Annotated in this window: 14 protein-coding genes and 1 tRNA gene; 3 read left to right on the top strand and 12 right to left on the bottom strand. The window is 64.4% G+C overall.

Annotated features, from left to right (window positions below; translation table 11 throughout):
- Positions 1–378: 378 nt before the first annotated feature.
- From PUN71_RS02435 to PUN71_RS02425, 3 genes are all read right to left on the bottom strand, one after another.
- The gene (locus PUN71_RS02435; protein ID WP_277797235.1) at positions 379–4278 is read right to left on the bottom strand and encodes a DNA-directed RNA polymerase subunit beta'; all 3900 of its coding nucleotides are present in this window, start codon (positions 4276–4278) and stop codon (positions 379–381) included.
- A gap of 105 nt (positions 4279–4383) precedes the next feature.
- Entirely contained in the window at positions 4384–7893 is a 3510-nt protein-coding gene (gene rpoB, locus PUN71_RS02430) for a DNA-directed RNA polymerase subunit beta (protein WP_277797234.1), read from the bottom strand.
- Positions 7894–8213: 320 nt separating this feature from the next.
- Entirely contained in the window at positions 8214–8747 is a 534-nt protein-coding gene (locus tag PUN71_RS02425; RefSeq protein WP_277797233.1) for a hypothetical protein, read from the bottom strand.
- Positions 8748–9006: 259 nt separating this feature from the next.
- Here PUN71_RS02425 and PUN71_RS02420 point away from each other — a divergent pair, with 259 nt between their 5' ends.
- Positions 9007–10206: an acetyl-CoA C-acetyltransferase gene (locus PUN71_RS02420; RefSeq protein WP_277797232.1), complete on the top strand. Its 1200-nt coding sequence runs from the start codon at positions 9007–9009 to the stop codon at positions 10204–10206.
- The gene (locus tag PUN71_RS02415) at positions 10206–10706 is read left to right on the top strand and encodes an aminoacyl-tRNA deacylase (RefSeq protein WP_043456071.1); all 501 of its coding nucleotides are present in this window, start codon (positions 10206–10208) and stop codon (positions 10704–10706) included. Before PUN71_RS02420 ends, PUN71_RS02415 begins: the two co-directional genes overlap by 1 nt.
- A gap of 66 nt (positions 10707–10772) precedes the next feature.
- On the opposite strand, the gene rplL is transcribed toward PUN71_RS02415, so the two are convergent.
- The 9 genes from rplL to PUN71_RS02370 all read right to left on the bottom strand — a co-directional run bounded on the left by rplL (position 10773) and on the right by PUN71_RS02370 (position 17339).
- Entirely contained in the window at positions 10773–11150 is a 378-nt protein-coding gene (rplL, locus tag PUN71_RS02410) for a 50S ribosomal protein L7/L12 (protein WP_009358316.1), read from the bottom strand.
- Positions 11151–11227: 77 nt separating this feature from the next.
- Positions 11228–11809: a 50S ribosomal protein L10 gene (rplJ, locus tag PUN71_RS02405; RefSeq protein ID WP_018769122.1), complete on the bottom strand. Its 582-nt coding sequence runs from the start codon at positions 11807–11809 to the stop codon at positions 11228–11230.
- A gap of 309 nt (positions 11810–12118) precedes the next feature.
- Positions 12119–13237, bottom strand: coding sequence for a GNAT family N-acetyltransferase (locus PUN71_RS02400; protein ID WP_277797231.1), 1119 nt, complete (start codon positions 13235–13237; stop codon positions 12119–12121).
- Positions 13238–13245: 8 nt separating this feature from the next.
- Positions 13246–14403 (bottom strand): GNAT family N-acetyltransferase, encoded by a 1158-nt coding sequence (locus tag PUN71_RS02395; RefSeq protein ID WP_277797230.1) that lies wholly within the window; start codon positions 14401–14403, stop codon positions 13246–13248.
- A gap of 117 nt (positions 14404–14520) precedes the next feature.
- Positions 14521–15228, bottom strand: a complete 708-nt coding sequence (gene rplA, locus PUN71_RS02390) for a 50S ribosomal protein L1 (RefSeq protein ID WP_043456064.1) — start codon at positions 15226–15228, stop codon at positions 14521–14523.
- A 178-nt stretch (positions 15229–15406) separates the two neighbouring features.
- The gene (gene rplK / locus PUN71_RS02385) at positions 15407–15838 is read right to left on the bottom strand and encodes a 50S ribosomal protein L11 (RefSeq protein WP_018760472.1); all 432 of its coding nucleotides are present in this window, start codon (positions 15836–15838) and stop codon (positions 15407–15409) included.
- 128 nt (positions 15839–15966) lie between these two features.
- Positions 15967–16785, bottom strand: coding sequence for a transcription termination/antitermination protein NusG (gene nusG, locus PUN71_RS02380; RefSeq protein ID WP_043456063.1), 819 nt, complete (start codon positions 16783–16785; stop codon positions 15967–15969).
- 114 nt (positions 16786–16899) lie between these two features.
- The gene (gene secE / locus PUN71_RS02375) at positions 16900–17184 is read right to left on the bottom strand and encodes a preprotein translocase subunit SecE (protein ID WP_043456061.1); all 285 of its coding nucleotides are present in this window, start codon (positions 17182–17184) and stop codon (positions 16900–16902) included.
- A gap of 82 nt (positions 17185–17266) precedes the next feature.
- Positions 17267–17339 (bottom strand) — tRNA-Trp (locus tag PUN71_RS02370).
- Between the two features lie 275 nt (positions 17340–17614).
- Here PUN71_RS02370 and PUN71_RS02365 point away from each other — a divergent pair.
- Entirely contained in the window at positions 17615–18832 is a 1218-nt protein-coding gene (locus tag PUN71_RS02365; RefSeq protein ID WP_277797229.1) for a pyridoxal phosphate-dependent aminotransferase, read from the top strand.
- The last annotated feature ends 77 nt before the right edge of the window (positions 18833–18909 follow it).

Below are 18909 nucleotides of genomic sequence, written 5' to 3'. Positions count from 1 at the left end.
GTTCTCCGTTTTATCCGGAGTGGCTGTTTCCCGCCACTCTCTTGTTGCGATGCCCCGCCGCCCGGGCCACGAAGATGATCTCCAAGGCGGCGAAGGCGAAGCCTTAATAGTCGGATCACATGCCGGGGACCGGTTCAGGACCAATGTTCCCTAGGCATGCAAAAATGTGGCATACGTTGCACAAGAACCCTGCAAACCGGAAACGTCGCTCTGGTCAGGCCTTACAGCCATGACCGGCGCTCTCATCCACTGCCACAATAACAATTGGTAACAAGTCTAGCATGGACAGGCTCCATGCCTTAATCGACGGGGTTAAACGGGGATGGTCCCGCACCAACCGGTGCGGGACCATCCCTTCGTCAGGCGTGAACCGGATGGTTACCGGAAGTCATTGCCCAGGTCGTAGTCATCCAGCGGGATGGCGTGGAACTCGGGAGCTCCGTCCCCGCCCAGGGTGTCGTACGAGAAGTCACTGAAGGCGCTGGGGCCGGTGAACAGGTTGGCCTTTGCTTCCTCAGTGGGCTCCACGGTGACCTCGGTATAGCGCGGGAGGCCCGTGCCGGCCGGGATCAGCTTACCGATGATCACGTTCTCCTTGAGGCCCAGCAGCGGATCGCTCTTGCCTTCCATGGCCGCCTGCGTCAGGACGCGGGTGGTCTCCTGGAAGGAAGCTGCGGACAGCCAGGACTCGGTGGCCAGCGATGCCTTGGTGATGCCCATGAGCTCGGGACGTCCGGAAGCCGGAGTCTTGCCCTCGGACACAACGCGGCGGTTCGCTTCCTCGAACCGGCTGCGTTCGGCGAGCTCGCCGGGCAGCAGGTCCGATTCACCGGACTCGATGACCGTGACGCGGCGCAGCATCTGGCGGACGATAACCTCGACGTGCTTGTCGTGGATACCAATGCCCTGGCTGCGGTACACGCCCTGGACTTCGTCCACCAGGAACTTCTGTGCCGCACGCGGACCCATAATGCGCAGGACCTGCTTGGGGTCCACCGGGCCGTTGATCAGCTTCTGGCCGACGGAGACGTGGTCCCCGTCCTCGATCAGCAGGCGTGAACGGCGCAGCACCGGGTAGGCGATCTCTTCCGAGCCGTCATCCGGGGTGATGACCAGGCGCATCTGGCGCTCGGACTCTTCGATGGTGATGCGGCCGGCTGCTTCAGCAATCGGGGCAACACCCTTCGGAGTACGGGCTTCGAAGAGCTCCTGGATACGGGGCAGACCCTGGGTGATGTCGTCGCCACCGCCGGCGGACACAGCACCACCGGTGTGGAACGTACGCATGGTCAGCTGGGTACCGGGCTCACCGATGGACTGTGCGGCGATGATGCCGACGGCCTCGCCGATGTCAACGGTCTTGCCGGTGGCCAGCGAACGGCCGTAGCACAGGGCGCAAGTGCCAACGCTGGACTCACAGGTGAGGACGGAGCGGACCTTGACCTCGGTAATGCCTGCCTTGAAGAGCTCGGCGATGACCACGTCGCCGCAGTCGGTGCCGGCGGCTGCGAGGACGTTGCCCTCGGAGTCGACGACGTCGACGGCCAGCGTCCGTGCGTAGGCGCTGTTTTCGACGTTCTCGTCCAGGACCAGCTCACCGTTGGAGTCGGCGACGGCGATGGGCGTGACCAGGCCGCGCTCGGTGCCGCAGTCCTCTTCGCGGACGATGACGTCCTGCGAGACGTCCACCAGACGACGGGTCAGGTAACCCGAGTTGGCGGTACGCAGAGCGGTATCGGCCAGGCCCTTACGGGCACCGTGCGTGGCGATGAAGTATTCCAGCACCGACAGGCCCTCGCGGTAGGAGGACTTGATGGGACGCGGGATGATCTCACCCTTCGGGTTGGCCACCAGGCCACGGATACCCGCGATCTGGCGGACCTGCATCCAGTTACCACGAGCACCGGAGGACACCATGCGGTTGATGGTGTTCATCGGGGACAGGCTTTCACGCATCACCGAGGCGATGTCGTTGGTGGCCTTGTTCCAGATCTCGATGAGTTCCTGGCGGCGCTCGTCGTCGTCGATCAGGCCCTTGTCGTACTGGCCCTGGATCTTGGCGGCGCGCTCTTCGTACCCGGCAAGGATTTCCGGCTTGGCGGCCGGGACCTCGATGTCGGAGATGGCGACGGTGACGCCCGAGCGGGTGGCCCAGTAGAAGCCGGCATCCTTCAGGTTGTCCAGCGTGGCAGCCGTGACGACCTTCGGGTAGCGCTCGGCGAGGTCGTTGACGATGCGGGACAGTTCGCCCTTGTCGGCAACCGCTTCAACCCAGGGGTAGTCCTCGGGCAGGGTCTCGTTGAAGAGGACCTGGCCCAGTGAGGTCTGGACGAGGGCCGGCTGACCCGGCTCCCAGCCCTCCGGAGCTTGCCAGCCGGCGTACGGCACGAAGCCTTCGAGGCGGATCTTGACCTGCGAGTTCAGGTGCAGCTCGCGGGCGTCGAACGCCATGATGGCCTCGGAGACCGAACCGAAGATGCGGCCCTCACCGGCTGAACCCTTGCGCTTGGTGGTCAAGTGGTACAGGCCGATGATCATGTCCTGCGAAGGCAGGGTGACCGGGCGTCCGTCGGAGGGCTTCAGGATGTTGTTCGAGGACAGCATCAGGATGCGGGCCTCAGCCTGCGCCTCGGGGCTCAGCGGCAGGTGGACTGCCATCTGGTCGCCGTCGAAGTCGGCGTTGAACGCACCACAAACCAGCGGGTGGAGCTGGATGGCCTTGCCTTCAACAAGCTGCGGCTCGAACGCCTGGATGCCCAGGCGGTGCAGGGTAGGTGCACGGTTGAGCAGCACCGGGTGTTCGGTGATGATCTCTTCGAGCACGTCCCAGACCTGCGGGCGGTAGCGCTCCACCATCCGCTTGGCCGACTTGATGTTCTGGGCGTGGTTGAGGTCAACCAGGCGCTTCATCACGAACGGCTTGAAGAGTTCCAGGGCCATCTGCTTGGGCAGGCCGCACTGGTGCAGCTTCAGCTGCGGGCCGACGACGATGACCGAACGGCCGGAGTAGTCGACGCGCTTGCCGAGGAGGTTCTGGCGGAAACGGCCCTGCTTGCCCTTGAGCATGTCGCTCAGGGACTTCAGCGGACGGTTGCCCGGCCCGGTGACCGGACGGCCGCGGCGGCCGTTGTCGAAGAGGCTGTCAACAGCTTCCTGAAGCATGCGCTTCTCGTTGTTGACGATGATCTCCGGAGCACCCAGGTCAAGCAGGCGCTTGAGGCGGTTGTTGCGGTTGATCACGCGGCGGTACAGGTCGTTGAGGTCGGAGGTCGCGAAGCGGCCACCGTCCAGCTGGACCATGGGGCGCAGTTCCGGCGGGATCACCGGGACGGCGTCGAGGACCATGCCAAGCGGGCTGTTGTTGGTGGTCAGGAACGCGTTGACCACCTTGAGGCGCTTGAGGGCGCGGGTCTTGCGCTGGCCCTTGCCGTTGGCGATGACATCGCGCAGCGCCTCGGACTCGGCCTGCATGTCGAAGTTCTCAAGGCGCTTCTTGATGGCTTCGGCACCCATGGAGCCTTCGAAGTACATGCCGTAGCGGTCACGCAGTTCGCGGTAGAGGCCTTCGTCACCTTCGAGGTCGGCGACCTTCAGGTTCTTGAAGCGGTCCCAGACCTGCTCGAGGCGCTCGATGTCGGCGTCGGCGCGCTTGCGCACGTTGGCCATCTGGCGGTCGGCGGAGTCGCGGGCCTTCTTCTTGTCGGCAGCCTTGGCGCCTTCGCCCTCGAGGCGGGCGATTTCGCCTTCGAGGTCACGGGCGATCGCGGCGATGTCGGCGTCGCGGTTGTCGATCAGCTGCTTCTTCTCGATGTCGTGCTCAACCTGCAGGTTGGGCAGTTCCTCGTGGCGGGCAGCCTCGTCGACGCTGGTGATCATGTAGGCAGCGAAGTAGATGACCTTTTCGAGGTCCTTCGGTGCCAGGTCAAGGAGGTAGCCCAGGCGGGAGGGAACACCCTTGAAGTACCAGATGTGCGTGACGGGGGCGGCCAGTTCGATGTGGCCCATGCGCTCACGGCGGACCTTGGCGCGGGTGACTTCGACGCCACAGCGCTCACAGATGATGCCCTTGAAGCGCACGCGCTTGTACTTGCCGCAGTAGCATTCCCAGTCGCGGGACGGGCCGAAGATCTTCTCGCAGAAGAGGCCGTCCTTCTCAGGCTTGAGCGTGCGGTAGTTGATGGTTTCCGGCTTCTTAACCTCGCCGTACGACCAGCCGCGGATGTCTTCCGCGGTGGCGAGGCCGATCTGCATGAGGCCGAAGGAGGATTCGCTGGACATATGGTCCCTGTTCTCTCTTGTTCTCTAAATTCTGAAGTCTTAGGTGCGGGATGAGGGAGGAGGCGTTCGACGGCGGGTGCGCACCCGCCGTCGAACGCTTGCCTTCTAGACCTCTTCTACGGAGCTGGGCTCTGCGCGGGACAGATCGATACCCAGTTCCTCCGCAGCCGTGAAGACTGCGTCATCAGAGTCACGCATTTCAATCGTGGTTCCGTCCGTGGAAAGAACTTCCACGTTCAGGCACAGCGACTGCATTTCCTTGATCAAGACCTTGAAGGATTCGGGAACGCCCGGCTCGGGGATGTTCTCGCCCTTGACGATCGCTTCGTAGACCTTCACACGACCGTGGATGTCGTCAGACTTGATCGTGAGGAGTTCCTGGAGCGTGTAGGCGGCGCCGTAAGCTTCGAGCGCCCACACTTCCATTTCACCGAAGCGCTGGCCACCGAACTGTGCCTTACCACCCAGCGGCTGCTGCGTGATCATGGAGTACGGACCGGTGGAGCGTGCGTGGATCTTGTCGTCCACCAGGTGGTGGAGCTTCAGGATGTACATGTAGCCGACCGAGATCGGATCCGGGAACGGCTCGCCGGAGCGGCCGTCAAACAGGCGGGTCTTGCCGGAGGAGTTGATCAGGCGGTCGCCGTCGCGGGTCACGTTGGTGGAGTCGAGCAGGCCCGTGATTTCCTCTTCGCGGGCGCCGTCGAACACCGGCGTGGCAACAGTGGTGGGACCACTCTCGCGCGGCAGGTTCGGCAGCTGCTTGACCCACTCGGGCTCGCCTTCGATCTTCCAACCGGTCTTGGCAACCCAGCCGAGGTGCGTTTCGAGCACCTGGCCCACGTTCATACGGCCCGGAACACCCAGCGGGTTCAGGACGATGTCAACGGGGGTGCCGTCGGCAAGGAAGGGCATGTCCTCAACGGGGAGGATCTTGGAGATAACGCCCTTGTTGCCGTGGCGGCCGGCGAGCTTGTCGCCGTCGGTGATCTTGCGCTTGGCAGCCACGTAGACGCGGACCAGCTGGTTCACGCCCGGGGGGAGCTCGTCGTCGTTGTCGCGGTCGAAGACGCGGACGCCGATGACGGTGCCGGACTCGCCGTGGGGCACCTTCAGCGAGGTGTCGCGCACTTCGCGGGACTTCTCGCCGAAGATGGCGCGCAGCAGGCGCTCTTCCGGGGTCAGTTCGGTTTCACCCTTCGGGGTGACCTTTCCGACCAGGATGTCGCCGGCTTCAACCTCGGCACCGATGTGGATGATGCCGCGCTCGTCCAGGCCTGCCAGGACTTCCTCGGACACGTTGGGGATGTCACGGGTGATTTCCTCGGCACCAAGCTTGGTGTCGCGGGCATCGATCTCGTGCTCCTCGATGTGGATGGAGGAAAGGACGTCCTCGGCAACGATGCGCTGCGAGAGGATGATGGCGTCCTCGAAGTTGTGGCCTTCCCAGGACATGAATGCCACGAGCAGGTTCTTGCCCAGTGCCAGTTCACCCTGGTCCGTTGCCGGGCCGTCGGCGATGATGCCGCCAACTTCCAGGCGCTGGCCTTCGTTCACCAGGACGCGGTGGTTGTAGCAGTTGCCCTGGTTGGAGCGGGCGAACTTGTTGATGCGGTAGTTGGTCTCGGTGCCGTCGTCGTTGAGCATGATGACGAGTTCGGCCGAAACCTCGGTGACCACACCGGCCTTCTTGGCGATGACGACGTCGCCGGCGTCAACGGCTGCGGCACGTTCCATGCCGGTGCCCACGAACGGGGCCTCGGAACGGACCAGCGGCACGGCCTGGCGCTGCATGTTGGCACCCATGAGTGCGCGGTTGGCGTCGTCGTGCTCGAGGAACGGGATCAGGGCCGTTGCCACGGACACCATCTGGCGCGGGGAAACGTCCATGAACTCAACGTCCTCGGCCGGAACCAGGACGGGCTCGCCTCCACCACCACGGGCACGGACCAGGACGGTCGCCTCGGCGAAGCGGTTGTTCTCATCCAGCGGCGCGTTGGCCTGGGCGATCAGCACCTCAGCTTCGTCATCGGCCGTCAGGTACTGGACGTCGTCGGACACGACGCCGTCCTTGACCAGGCGGTACGGGGTCTCGATGAAGCCGAACGGGTTGATGCGTCCGTAGGATGCCAGCGAACCGATCAGGCCAATGTTCGGGCCTTCAGGGGTTTCGATGGGGCACATACGTCCGTAGTGGGACGGGTGCACGTCACGGACTTCCATGCCGGCGCGGTCACGGGACAGACCACCCGGGCCAAGGGCCGACAGGCGGCGCTTGTGGGTCAGGCCCGAGAGCGGGTTGTTCTGGTCCATGAACTGCGACAGCTGGGAAGTTCCGAAGAACTCCTTGATGGCTGCGACCACGGGGCGGATGTTGATCAGGGTCTGCGGCGTGATGGCCTCGACGTCCTGGGTGGTCATACGCTCGCGGACAACGCGCTCCATGCGGGACAGGCCGGTGCGGACCTGGTTCTCGATGAGCTCGCCGACGGCGCGGATGCGGCGGTTGCCGAAGTGGTCGATGTCGTCGATTTCGACGCGCAGGTCCACTTCCTGGCCGTCGCGGGTGCCCTTGATGGTCTTCTCGCCGGCGTGCAGCGCGACGAGGAACTTGATCATGGCAACGATGTCTTCAACGTGCAGGACGGAGGCTTCCTTGTCGCCAAGGGAGCGGTCGATGCCCAGCTTGCGGTTGATCTTGTAGCGGCCAACCTTGGCCAGATCGTAACGCTTGGAGTTGAAGTACAGGTTGTCCAGCAGGGACTGGGCAGCCTCGACGGTGGGCGGCTCGCCCGGACGCAGCTTGCGGTAGATGTCCAGCAGGGCGTCTTCGCGGGTTTCGGTGGCGTCCTTCTCCAGGGTTGCCCGCATGGAGTCGTACTGGCCGAACTCTTCGAGGATCTGGCCTTCGGTCCAGCCAAGGGCCTTCAGCAGCACGGTGACGGACTGCTTGCGCTTGCGGTCGAGGCGCACACCGACCTGATCGCGCTTGTCGATCTCGAGCTCGAACCATGCACCGCGGGACGGGATGATCTTGGCGGTGAAGATGTCCTTGTCACTGGTCTTGTCAGCGGCGCGCTCGAAGTAGGCGCCCGGGGAACGGACCAGCTGGGAGACGACGACACGCTCGGTGCCGTTGACGACGAAGGTGCCCTTCTCGGTCATCAGCGGGAAGTCACCCATGAACACGGTCTGCTGCTTGATTTCGCCCGTGTTGTTGTTCATGAACTCGGCCTTGACGTACAGCGGAGCGGAGTACGTGGCGTCCCGGTCCTTGCACTCGGCCATGGTGTACTTGGGGTCAGCGAACTCCGGATCGGAGAAGCTCAGGGACATGGTGCCCTGGAAGTCCTCGATCGGGGAGATCTCTTCGAAGATGTCCGACAGGCCGGACGTGGTGGCGACGCTGAGATCGTTTTCTTCGACAGCCTTTGCCACGCGTGCCTGCCAGCGCTCATTGCCGACCAGCCAGTCAAAGCTGTCCGTCTGCAGGGCAAGCAGATTCGGAACGTCAAGGGGTTCGTGAATCTTTGCGAATGAGAGCCGGCGAGTGGCACCATCAGTGCTGTCGGCAGTGTTAGCGGTTTCGTTATTAGAGGTGCTCGAGGCGACCAAGAGGGATCCTTCCACAGACCTTCAGGCGTTTTCAGATCTCCCCCGCTGTGCACCCTGCGGAGTGACTCCGCAGCGCTACCATCCGGTTCCGCTATATGACCCGGGACCTGGACCGGCTATGCTGTGACCGTTGTTAGGGCACGTTGATTGCCAGCTGCCAGGCGAAGCCCACCGCTATATGAAGGCTGAAGGTAAACAGGGAAGACGCAAATATCTACGATACGGCAAAATAGCCTACGTGTCTACCCCACATCCCGCCGGATTGCAAGCACTGTTTTTGACTTCCTGCGAGGGCATCCCGGCACTCCCCTGCACGGCACCTAGAGCCGAAGCGTCACCCCTTCGGCCGTGCAGGCAGCCGAGTTAGCAAAGACGGCGTCGCGTACCGCGTCCTGGGACTCCTTCGCAGGCTTGCCGCCGGTCCCGGCCGCCGAGGAGTGGTCGATGGCCAGCAGGCCCAGCGAGGCAAACAGTCCCTGAAGATCGCCGGAAACCCTGTCCTTGGCGTCCTGGGCCTTGAGGTACACGTCCTCGTAACCATTGGAATCGGTGGGTGGAACAGCGGCGTAATCGACCAAGAGCCTGTTGAAGAGTTCACAGGCCTCCCGGGTTGCCATGCCGCCCCCGGCCGCGGAGCTGGGGCTGTCCGTTGCACGGGCCAAGGCACTGTCACGTGCCTGGGCAGTTGCAGGCTGGGCAGTTGCAGGCTGGGCAGTTTGAGGCTGGGCAATGGCTGGCACCGTTGCCTGGGCAGAGTCCGCCGGAGCCGGAGTGGAGACCGAACAAGCGGAAAGCGCGCAGCCTGCCACTGCGGCCAGGGCAGCGATGGACGCCGCGGACACTGGATTTTTCATGGTTGTCACTCCGTCCGTTCCGGCTTTTCGGACCCGGTTGTCCCCCTGCAAAGCATCTCCCCCTGCAAAGCCTCGCCGTCCACCCTACGCAAGCCGCCGCCGTCGTGCACACCCCGCCTATGGGGACCTCTCCCCCGCAGGCTGCACGTGGGGGAAAATACAGGAATGCACATAGGCGTTCCGGCGTTTGAATAGATGGGTGACCAGGCTCACGATAGCCTTGGTGGCTTACACCGGAACCGGATTGAAAGTGGTAACCATGGCCAACTCTCCTGACAGCAATGACGTTGTCATCCTTGGGGCAGCGCGGACTCCGCAGGGCCGGATCAACGGCCAGTTGTCCAGTCTGACTGCAGTGGACCTGGGTGCCCACGCCATCAGGGCCGCCCTGGACGGCAGTGGCGTCGACACCGCGGACGTTGAGGCCGTGATCATGGGCCAGGTGCTGCAGGCAGGTGCCGGGCAGAACCCTGCGCGGCAAAGCGCCATCGGCGCCGGCATCGGCTGGAATGTCCCCGCCGTGACCGTGAACAAGGTGTGCCTCTCCGGCCTGACCGCGGTGATTGACGCGGCCCGCATGATCCGTGCCGGCGAAGCTGCCGTGGTGGTGGCCGGCGGCCAGGAGTCGATGAGCCGGGCACCGCACCTGCTCCCGGGATCACGCCAGGGCTGGACGTATGGCTCCATCCAGGCGTTGGACGCAGCGGCGCACGACGGCCTGACCGATGCCTTTGATGGACAGTCCATGGGCCTGTCCACCGAAACCCGGAACCTGACGCTGGGCATCGACCGTACCTCACAGGACAACGTAGCCGCGCAGTCGCACCAGCGGGCGGCGCTGGCGGCAAAGAACGGAACGTTCGACGGCGAGATCGCACCCATCAGCGTCAAACAGCGCAAGGGCGATCCCCTGGTGGTGGCCACCGACGAGGGCGTCCGGCCCAATACCTCGGTTGAGTCGCTGGCGGGGCTGCGGGCGGCGTTCGTGACCGACGGCACCATCACGGCGGGCAACTCCTCCCCCCTGTCCGACGGCGCCGCAGCACTGGTGCTCGCCTCGCGCGGCTATGCCGAGGAGCACGGGCTGGACTATCTGGCAGTGGTTGGAAAGCCCGGGCAGGTGGCCGGGCCGGACAACTCCCTGCATTCCCAGCCGTCCAACGCGATCATGAACGCCCTCGGCAAGGCTGGCTGGAGCACCGCCGACCTTGACTTCATCGAGATCAACGAGGCTTTCGGGTCGGTGGCCGTGCAGTCCCTGAAGGACCTGGACTACCCGCTGGAGAAATGCAACATCCACGGCGGGGCCATTGCCCTGGGACACCCAATCGGTGCGTCGGGCGCACGCCTTGCCGCGCATGCCGCGCACGAGTTGAAGCGGCGCGGGACCGGCAAGGCCGCGGTCTCCCTGTGTGGCGGGGGCGGGCAGGGCGAAGCCCTCCTGCTGTACCGCGACTGATGGCGGCCGAAACCGGAAACGGAAGGGACGGCGTCGGGCGGGAGCGATTCCTGGCCGACGCCGCGGCCCGCGGGCTTCAGGTGGAGGTGGTGGAACGCCCTGCCGCGAAGAGCCTCGAGGAAGCAGCGGGGATCCTGGGAATCGCCCCGGCGGACATCGTGAAGTCCCTGGTGGTCAAGCACAAGGACGGCACGTTCCTGTTCGCCTTGATCCCGGGCGACCGGCAGATCTCTTGGCCCAAACTCCGGGCCCTGGTGGGCGTCAACAAACTCTCTCTGCCTCCGGCCGACGTGGCCCTGGAGGCCACCGGCTACGAGCGGGGCACCATCACCCCGCTGGGGAGCACCGGCTCCTGGCCGGTCTATGCGGATGCCACCATCACCGGGCGCCGGATCTCCATGGGCGCCGGTGCCCACGGCTACAGTGCGTTCGTTGACGCCGATGCCCTGACCGAAGCCCTGGACGCGGTGGTGGCTGATATCAGCGACCCGACCGGGTAGGCAGTTGGCTCAAAGCAGGAAACCCCGCCCACCGGAGTGGACGGGGTTTCCCGGGAAAAGGCGTTGTTACTTGAGGGTAACGGTAGCGCCTGCAGCCTCGAGCTGCTCCTTGGCCTTCTCGGCAGCTTCCTTGTTGGCGCCTTCGAGGACAGCCTTGGGGGCACCGTCAACCAGGTCCTTGGCTTCCTTGAGGCCGAGGGAGGTGATGGCGCGAACTTCCTTGATGACTGCGATCTTCTTGTCACCGGCAGCTTCGAGGATGACGTCGAAGTCAGTCTTCTCTTCAGCCTCTTCAGCAGCGCCACCGGCAGCGGGGCCGGCAACAGCTACAGCAGCAGCGGTAACTTCGAAGGTCTCTTCGAAGAGCTTGACGAACTCGGAGAGCTCGATGATGGTCAGTTCCTTGAAAGCTTCAATGAGCTCTTCGTTGCTGAGCTTCGCCATGGTAGGCGTCCTTCCTGTTGTGGTGTCCGTACGGCGCGGGGCCGTACCGGAACCGGAGTCTGGTGTGGGTAAGAGAATTAGTTCTCTTCGGCAGCGGGAGCTTCAGCGGCAGCTTCAGCTTCAGCGGCAGGGGCTTCTTCAGCGGCGGGCGCTTCGGCAGCTGCCGGTGCACCGTTCTCTTCTTCAAGCTTGAGGCGCAGTGCGTCGATGATGCGTGCAGCAGCGGCGGCAGGTGCCTTGAGGACGCCTGCAACCTTGGCGAGCTGCAGCTCACGGGACTCGAGGGCAGCCAGTGCGGCAACCTCGGTGGCGTCCAGCGCCTTGCCCTCGAAGTAACCGGTCTTGATGACCAGCTGCTTGTTGGCCTTGGCAAAATCCGTCAGGCTCTTGGCAGCGGCAACTGCGTCACCCTTGATGAACGCGATTGCAGTGGGGCCGGCAAGCTGGCCGTCGAATGCTTCGACGCCGGCTTCCTTGGCTGCAATGGCGGTCAGGGTGTTCTTGACGACCGCGAACTTGGTGTCCTGGCCGAGAGAAACACGCAGCTGCTTGAGCTGTGCAACGGTGAGCCCGCGGTATTCGGTCAGGACAGCGGCGTTCGATTCCTTGAAATCGTTAGTGATCTCAGCTACTGCTGAAACCTTGGTAGGCGTTGCCATAACCCTCCTTCCGGGGATAGTGCCGGTATTCGACGGTCCCCGCTCAAGAGAGCTAAAACTAAAAACGCCCCGCGCAGATGCACGGGGCTTGGCTCAACACGGTTCAACCGCGGAGCTTTGCTTCGTTCACCTGCGCTGGCCGCCCTGCGTTGAGGGTCCTTCGTCCGGAAAGCCACTGTGGTCCCCGGAGCACAACTGCAGAGTTGAGCCATGTTCAGGAGAGCGGATTTCCAACAACCGACGGTCTTTGGTAGTTCAAGCTTACGGGAGGCTTTGCCCGTCCGCCAAATCGGGTCCCGGCCGGCGGCCTCAGCTGGTGCTGGTATGCAGCGTGGGAAGCTCCTTCTGCCAAATCCCGGTGACGCCGGCGGTCTGGAATCCGAGCTGCCTGTTGACCGTCAGGAGGTACCGGTTTTCCGGCGCGTTCCACGTATAGATGATCCGCGCGTCCGGGAACTGCTCGCTGAGCCGGACCATGTTGGCCACCTTGATCAGCAGCCCCAGCTTGTTGCCCCGGTGCTCCTGCAGGACCAGGGTGTCGTCCTGGAAGACGACGTCGGCGCGGTGCGCCAGCACGGTGATGGTCGTCAGCCCCACCAGCGAACCGGAGGCGATGTGCTCGACGGCGGTGACCACGGTCCTGCGGCCTTGCGCGATGGCGACGTCTTCGGCCTCCCGGAGGATGCCGCCGTCGAACACCATGTCCTGCTCGATGGGCGGATCCAGTGAGGGATCGACGTCAGCGCCGGCCTGGTTTTCCAGGACCGCCACGGCCTCCAGCCAGCGGTCCGGGCAGCGGTCCGTCCAGTGGTGGAGCCGGTACCTGCCGTTGTTGGCTTCCTCCGCTTCAGCCTGGAGGTCGGCCACCAGTTTGGTGTCCAGGGGCAGGAGGCAGGAGCTGAACTGTTCGATGTGCTGGAGCGTGTATCCGGTCTTCTGGGCGAACTCGACTTCGCGGCTCTCCAGGGGCACGAATCCCTGGCCGGAGCCGGGCACCAGCTGCGCCTGTTCGAATTCATGCAGCGACGCACCGGGGTGGTTCGTATCCACCAGGATCATGCTCCGGCCTTCACCGCGGGCCAGCTGTTCGGCGGCCTCGAGCAGCCGCCGCCCCACGCCCTGGCGCTGGAACTCGGGCAGGATGTCCAGCGTGAGCTCGGCGAGGTCCAGGTGGTCCGTCAGGGGCAGCGCAATGTCCACCGTTCCGATGATTTCGCCGTCCACCTTGGCCACCAGGATGAGCTGCCGTTCATAGGGGTCCGCGAATTCGAGGAGCTTTTCCATCGGGCCATAAGCGAGGTCGTCGCTGCCCCACGTGGCCATGCGGACTTTGCGGCCCACTTCGACGGCGGCGAGGAAGTCCGCTGCGTCGGGGGTGTCCAGTGAGTCGGGGATCCATAGCTGCTCGATCTTCACGTCTTTTGCCATACGGGGCATCATCCCAGCCGTTTCTGCCACTCACCTTCATAGCCAGCGGGCTTGAATCCAAGTGCGGTATTTATCGCCAGCATATGCTGGTTTTCGCTGGCGTTCCATGTCAGGACCGAGCGCGCGGCGGGCCACTTTTCCGATACCCGGCGCAGGTTGGCTGTCTTCACCAACATGCCCAGGCGGTGGCCGCGGTGTTCGGCTGCCACCAGCGTGTCCTGCTGGATGACCGATTCGGGCACTTGCGCGCGCCAGGTAAGGACGGTGTAGGCGGCCAGCTCACCCGTGGCGCGGTGCAGGGCGGCGGCCACCGATGACTCGACTCCGCCGCGGACCAGTTCCTGCTCGTCCCCACGGACCCGTCCGGCGTCCCAGTCCTCACGCTCCCAGTCCATGCCGGCGGTGGGCGCGTCCGTACTCATCCTCACCCTCAGGGCTGCGTAGCCTGCAAGAAGGCCGTCCGGGCAGTAGGCGTCCCATGCCGTCAGGACGTAGTCCCCGGCGTGCCGGCACGCATCGGCCTCCAGCCGCTCCAGCAATTGACCGGGCACCGGAAGCGTGAGCCGGCTGGAGCGTTCGACCTGCTCAAGCTCATATCCGTGGGCCAAGGCAAACGCAGTTGCCGGGTCGTCCGCAGGCAGCGCCCCCGCCCCGGACTTCGCGGCAACCATGCGGGTTCCTGGCGGGACGGCGTCGAGGGGCAGTTCATGGAAGCCATCAAGCGACGTGCGACCATGCTTCCTGGCCGCGGCTTCCGCCTGATCCAGCAGCGCCCGCCCCACTCCCCTTCGCCGCCAGCGCGGGTCCACCAGGATGTCGATCCCGGCCGTGGCACGGTTCTCGCGCAGGGGCAGCGTGACCGAACACAGTCCCACTGCTTCCAGGCCGGCCCTGGCAAGGAACAACTGCCGTTCCTCGTATCGGTTGCCGTGCCAGTACTCCAGCGCCTCGGCCAGTGTGGGGCACCGCTCCAGGCTCCCCCACACAGCCATTGCGTGGGCCTCCTGCATGGCCTGGCACGCAAAGAAGTCCGCAAACGGCCCAGCGGCCGGACCTGATCCGTCCCGGCCGGCGTAGACGCCCCGCGGTGGAACGCCGACGGCGGCTATCACCACATCAGGATGCGGCCGGGAGGGCAGGGGGCCGGTTGGCACGGGCTGGTCCATGGGGCCAGCTTAGGCACAGTGTGCGGGCACAAAAGAAGACCGCCCCCGGCGCCTAAGCGTCGGGGGCGGTCTTGGGTCGCTCCGGAATCAATCCGGGGCAGGAACACCTATCGGGGACTACGCCTCGGTGAGCACCTTGGTGACGTTGGGGTCAACGGAGATGCCCGGGCCGAACGTGGTGGCCACGGTGGCCTTCTGGATGTAGCGGCCCTTTGCTGCGGACGGCTTGAGGCGCAGGACCTCTTCCAGAGCGGCGGCGTAGTTCTCGGCCAGCTTCACGGCGTCGAAGGAAACCTTGCCGATGATGAAGTGCAGGTTGGAGTGCTTGTCGACGCGGAAGTCGATCTTTCCACCCTTGATGTCGTTGACGGCCTTGGTGACGTCGGGGGTCACGGTGCCCGTCTTCGGGTTCGGCATCAGGTTACGCGGGCCCAGGACCTTACCGAGGCGGCCAACCTTGCCCATGAGGTCAGGGGTGGCAACGGCGGCGTCGAAGTCGGTCCAGCCGCCGGCAATCTTCTCGATCAGGTCGTCGGAACCAACGAAGTCGGCGCCGGCTGCGATAGCGGCCTCAGCCTTGTCACCCGTGGCGAAGACCAGGACGCGGGCAGTCTTACCGGTGCCGTGGGGCAGGTTGACGGTGCCGCGGACCATCTGGTCAGCCTTGCGGGGGTCGACGCCGAGGCGGAATGCGACCTCAACGGTGGCGTCGAACTTGGACGGGTTGGTGTCCTTGGCCAGCGTTACTGCCTCGAACGGTGCGTAGTGCTTGGTTGCATCGATCTTGGCGGCTGCTGCCTCATATGCTTTGCTGCGCTTTGCCATGCTGCTTATTTCTCCTTGTGCAGTTGTGGTCTGCGGACCGCGCTGGGCCCTGCCACAGTCGGCGACCCGGTTCGTTATCCGGCCCGGATGGCCAACATTTCAGTTTTTTGGTGCCGGTATCCCGGCGGTGCGGCCCGTCGTCGTCAATTACCCTGACGCCGGACAGCGGTGGGGGTGGTTAGCCCTCGACGGTGATACCCATGGAGCGGGCGGTGCCGGCGATGATCTTGGCTGCGCCTTCGAGGCTGGTGGCGTTGAGGTCTTCCATCTTGGTGGAGGCGATCTCGTTGACCTGGGCCTGGGTCAGCTTGGCAACCTTGACGGTGTGCGGGGTGGATGAACCCTTGGCAACGCCTGCAGCCTTCTTAATGAGCTCTGCAGCCGGCGGGGTCTTGGTGATGAACGTGAAGGAACGGTCCTCGTAGACCGTGATTTCCACGGGGATGACGTTTCCGCGCTGGGCTTCCGTCGCAGCGTTGTACGCCTTGCAGAATTCCATGATGTTGACACCGTGCTGGCCAAGCGCAGGACCGATCGGCGGGGCCGGGTTGGCGGCACCTGCCTGGATCTGCAGCTTGATGAGGCCGGTGACCTTCTTCTTGGGAGCCAATGTAGGGTCCTTCTCTCAATAACGTCCTGGGGCACAGGAGCGTGCCTCAGGTTTTTGGCCGCCATGGCGAGGCGGCCGGCCGTTCCGGTGCCGCTAAGCGGGCGGCGCCGGGACGAAATCTTGGGTTGTCAGATCTTGGTGACCTGGTTGAACGCCAGGGTGACGGGCGTTTCGCGCTCGAAGATGGAGACCAGCACCACGAGGGTCTGGGACTCGGGCTTGATCTCGGAGATCGTGGCCGGGAGGGTCTCGAACGGCCCTTCCTTGACGATGACCGACTCGCCAACTTCGAAGTCCACGGCCACGGGAGCCTGGTTCTGCTTGTTGACCGGCTTGCCCTTCTCGGCCTGCTCTTCTTCGAAGACAGGGGCGAGCATGGAGAAGACCTCGTCCAGGCGCAGAGGGACGGGGTTGTGGGCGTTGCCCACGAAGCCGGTGACACCGGGGGTGTGGCGGACGGCGCCCCAGGACGCGTCGGTCAGGTCCATGCGGACCAGGACGTAACCGGGGATGCGGACGCGGTTGATCACCTTGCGCTGGGCGTTCTTGATCTCCACGACTTCCTCCATGGGCACCTGGATCTCGAAGATGTAATCTTCCATGTCCAGGGTCTGGATGCGGGTTTCAAGGTTGGCCTTTACGCGGTTCTCGTAGCCGGCGTAGGAGTGGATGACGTACCAGTCACCTTCCTGGCGGCGCAGCTTGGCCTTGAACTCCTCAGCGGGGTCCGCGGCGGCGGTGGCTGCTGCGGCGGCAAGGGCGTCGTCGGACCCTTCTTCGCCGTCGGCATCCGAAGAGTCGGCGTCGGCTGCCTCTGCAACGTCGGAGGCGGCGTCATCGGATTCGGGCGTGGAGGACTCCACCTCGGACTCCGCACCGGCTTCTGCCGCGACGTCCGGGGATTCTTCCAGCCCAGTCTCGGTTACCTCGAGCTCCTGCTCAGACACTTGGTCTCCTGCTTCCTCATTGCCTAACATGCCTATTTAAATGGCTCAATTCCGCACGCCGCGCTTCCCTTCCGGTTCCCCGGGCGGAGCACGCGGCCTGCGGACCGTGCAGCCTTAGCTGTCCGTGGGGCCGGTCCCGCCGAAGATCCAGCCGACAGCGGTTCCGAAACCAATGTCCAGCAGGCTGACGATGACCATCATGATGGCCACGAAAACCAGCACCACGAGCGTGTAGTTGATCAGTTCCTTGCGGGTGGGGGCAACAACCTTCTTCAGTTCGCCGATGATCTGGCGGACAAAGAGTGCGATGCGGGCGAAGAAGTTTGCCTTGGCTTCCTTCTTAGCTGGGCGGCCCTTGGAGCTGCTGGCAGCTGTTTCGGTCACCTGGTCCTCGCTCATCTTTGCAATGGTGGATTACCCGGCCCTGATCAGAACCATGGTTGCTGCGCCTGTTCCGGGCTTTCGCCCGGAACAGCTTGCGCAGGGCAGACAGGACTCGAACCTGCAACCTGCGGTTTTGGAGACCGCTGCGCTACCAATTGCGCCACTACCCTATGGAGTGAATTCCACTCTTTGACGACCGGCCGCCAGTTTGAGCTGGGGCGCACGCCATCATCCGTGTTTCAACACCGGTGAACCATTCTACGCAAGAACTTCCCGTAGGTAAAACCGGCCCGCCCGGCCCAACCGCAGCCCGGCCTGAAACGTGCTGCGCAGGGCAGTCATAAATCAAAACCGGCACCCCGGTGGGTCCGGTGAACAGCATAGAGTAGAACTCGTCGAATCCCACATTCCAGCCTCCCGGCTGCAAGCGAAGAACGGACCTGCCATGTCTGCCGCCCGCGTTTCCCAACGCATTTCCGCAATTGCCGAATCCGCAACCCTGGCCGTCGATGCCAAGGCCAAGGCGCTGAAGGCAGCTGGCCGGCCGGTTATTGGCTTCGGCGCGGGCGAGCCCGACTTTCCCACTCCGGACTACATCGTCCAGGCCGCCATCGAAGCCGCAGGCCAGCCCAAGTACCACCGGTACTCCCCCGCGGGCGGCCTTCCCGAGCTGAAGAAGGCCATCGCCGAGAAGACCCTGCGCGATTCCGGCTACCAGGTCGACCCCGCCCAGGTGCTGGTGACCAACGGCGGCAAGCAGGCGGTCTACAACACCTTCGCCACCTTGGTGGACCCGGGCGACGAGGTCATCGTCCCCACACCGTTCTGGACCACCTACCCGGAAGCCATCCGGCTGGCCGGCGGTGTTCCCGTGGAGGTTTTCGCCGGGCCCGAACAGGATTACCTGGTCACCGTTGAACAGCTCGAAGCAGCAGTGACGGACCGGACCAAGATCCTGCTGTTCGTTTCGCCGTCGAACCCCACCGGCGCCGTGTACTCGCCCGAACAGGTTGCGGAGATCGGCAAATGGGCTGCTGCAAAGGGCTTGTGGGTGGTCACCGACGAGATCTACGAGCACCTGACCTACGACGGCGTGCCGTTCACCTCCATCGCCACCGCCGCCCCCGAACTGGGCGACAAGGTGGTCATCCTGAACGGAGTTGCCAAGACCTACGCCATGACCGGCTGGCGCGTGGGCTGGATGATCGGCCCCTCCGACGTCATCAAGGCCGCCACCAACCTGCAGTCGCACGCCACCTCCAACGTCTCCAACATCATGCAGGTGGCCGCCCTCGCCGCAGTGTCCGGCCCCCTGACGGCCGTGGACGAGATGAAGGTGGCCTTCGACCGCCGCCGCAAGGCCATTGTTGCCGGCCTGAACGCGATCGACGGAGTGGAATGCCCGACGCCGAAGGGCGCCTTCTACGTGTATGCGGACGTGCGCGGGCTGCTGGGCAAGGAATTCCCGACGGCGTCCGGCACCGCCACGCCGCAGACCTCGGCTGAGCTGGCGGCCCTGATCCTGGACGAGGTAGAGGTGGCTGTGGTCCCGGGTGAGGCATTCGGCCCGTCAGGGTTTGTGCGCCTCTCCTACGCCCTGGGCGACGACGACCTGGCCACCGGCGTCCAGCGCCTGCAGGACTTCCTGGGCAAGGCCCAGTAACGCCCCATCACCTTTCGCAGGAAAAACCGGAACGCCCCATCAGTTAGTGATGGGGCGTTCCGGTTTAAGGCCCGAAA

This window comes from Arthrobacter sp. NQ7, assembly GCF_029581595.2.
GTDB classification, from domain to species: domain Bacteria; phylum Actinomycetota; class Actinomycetes; order Actinomycetales; family Micrococcaceae; genus Arthrobacter; species Arthrobacter phenanthrenivorans_B.
The sequence above is the reverse complement of the archived record's forward strand: the minus strand, read 5'-3'. Positions and strand labels throughout refer to the sequence as shown.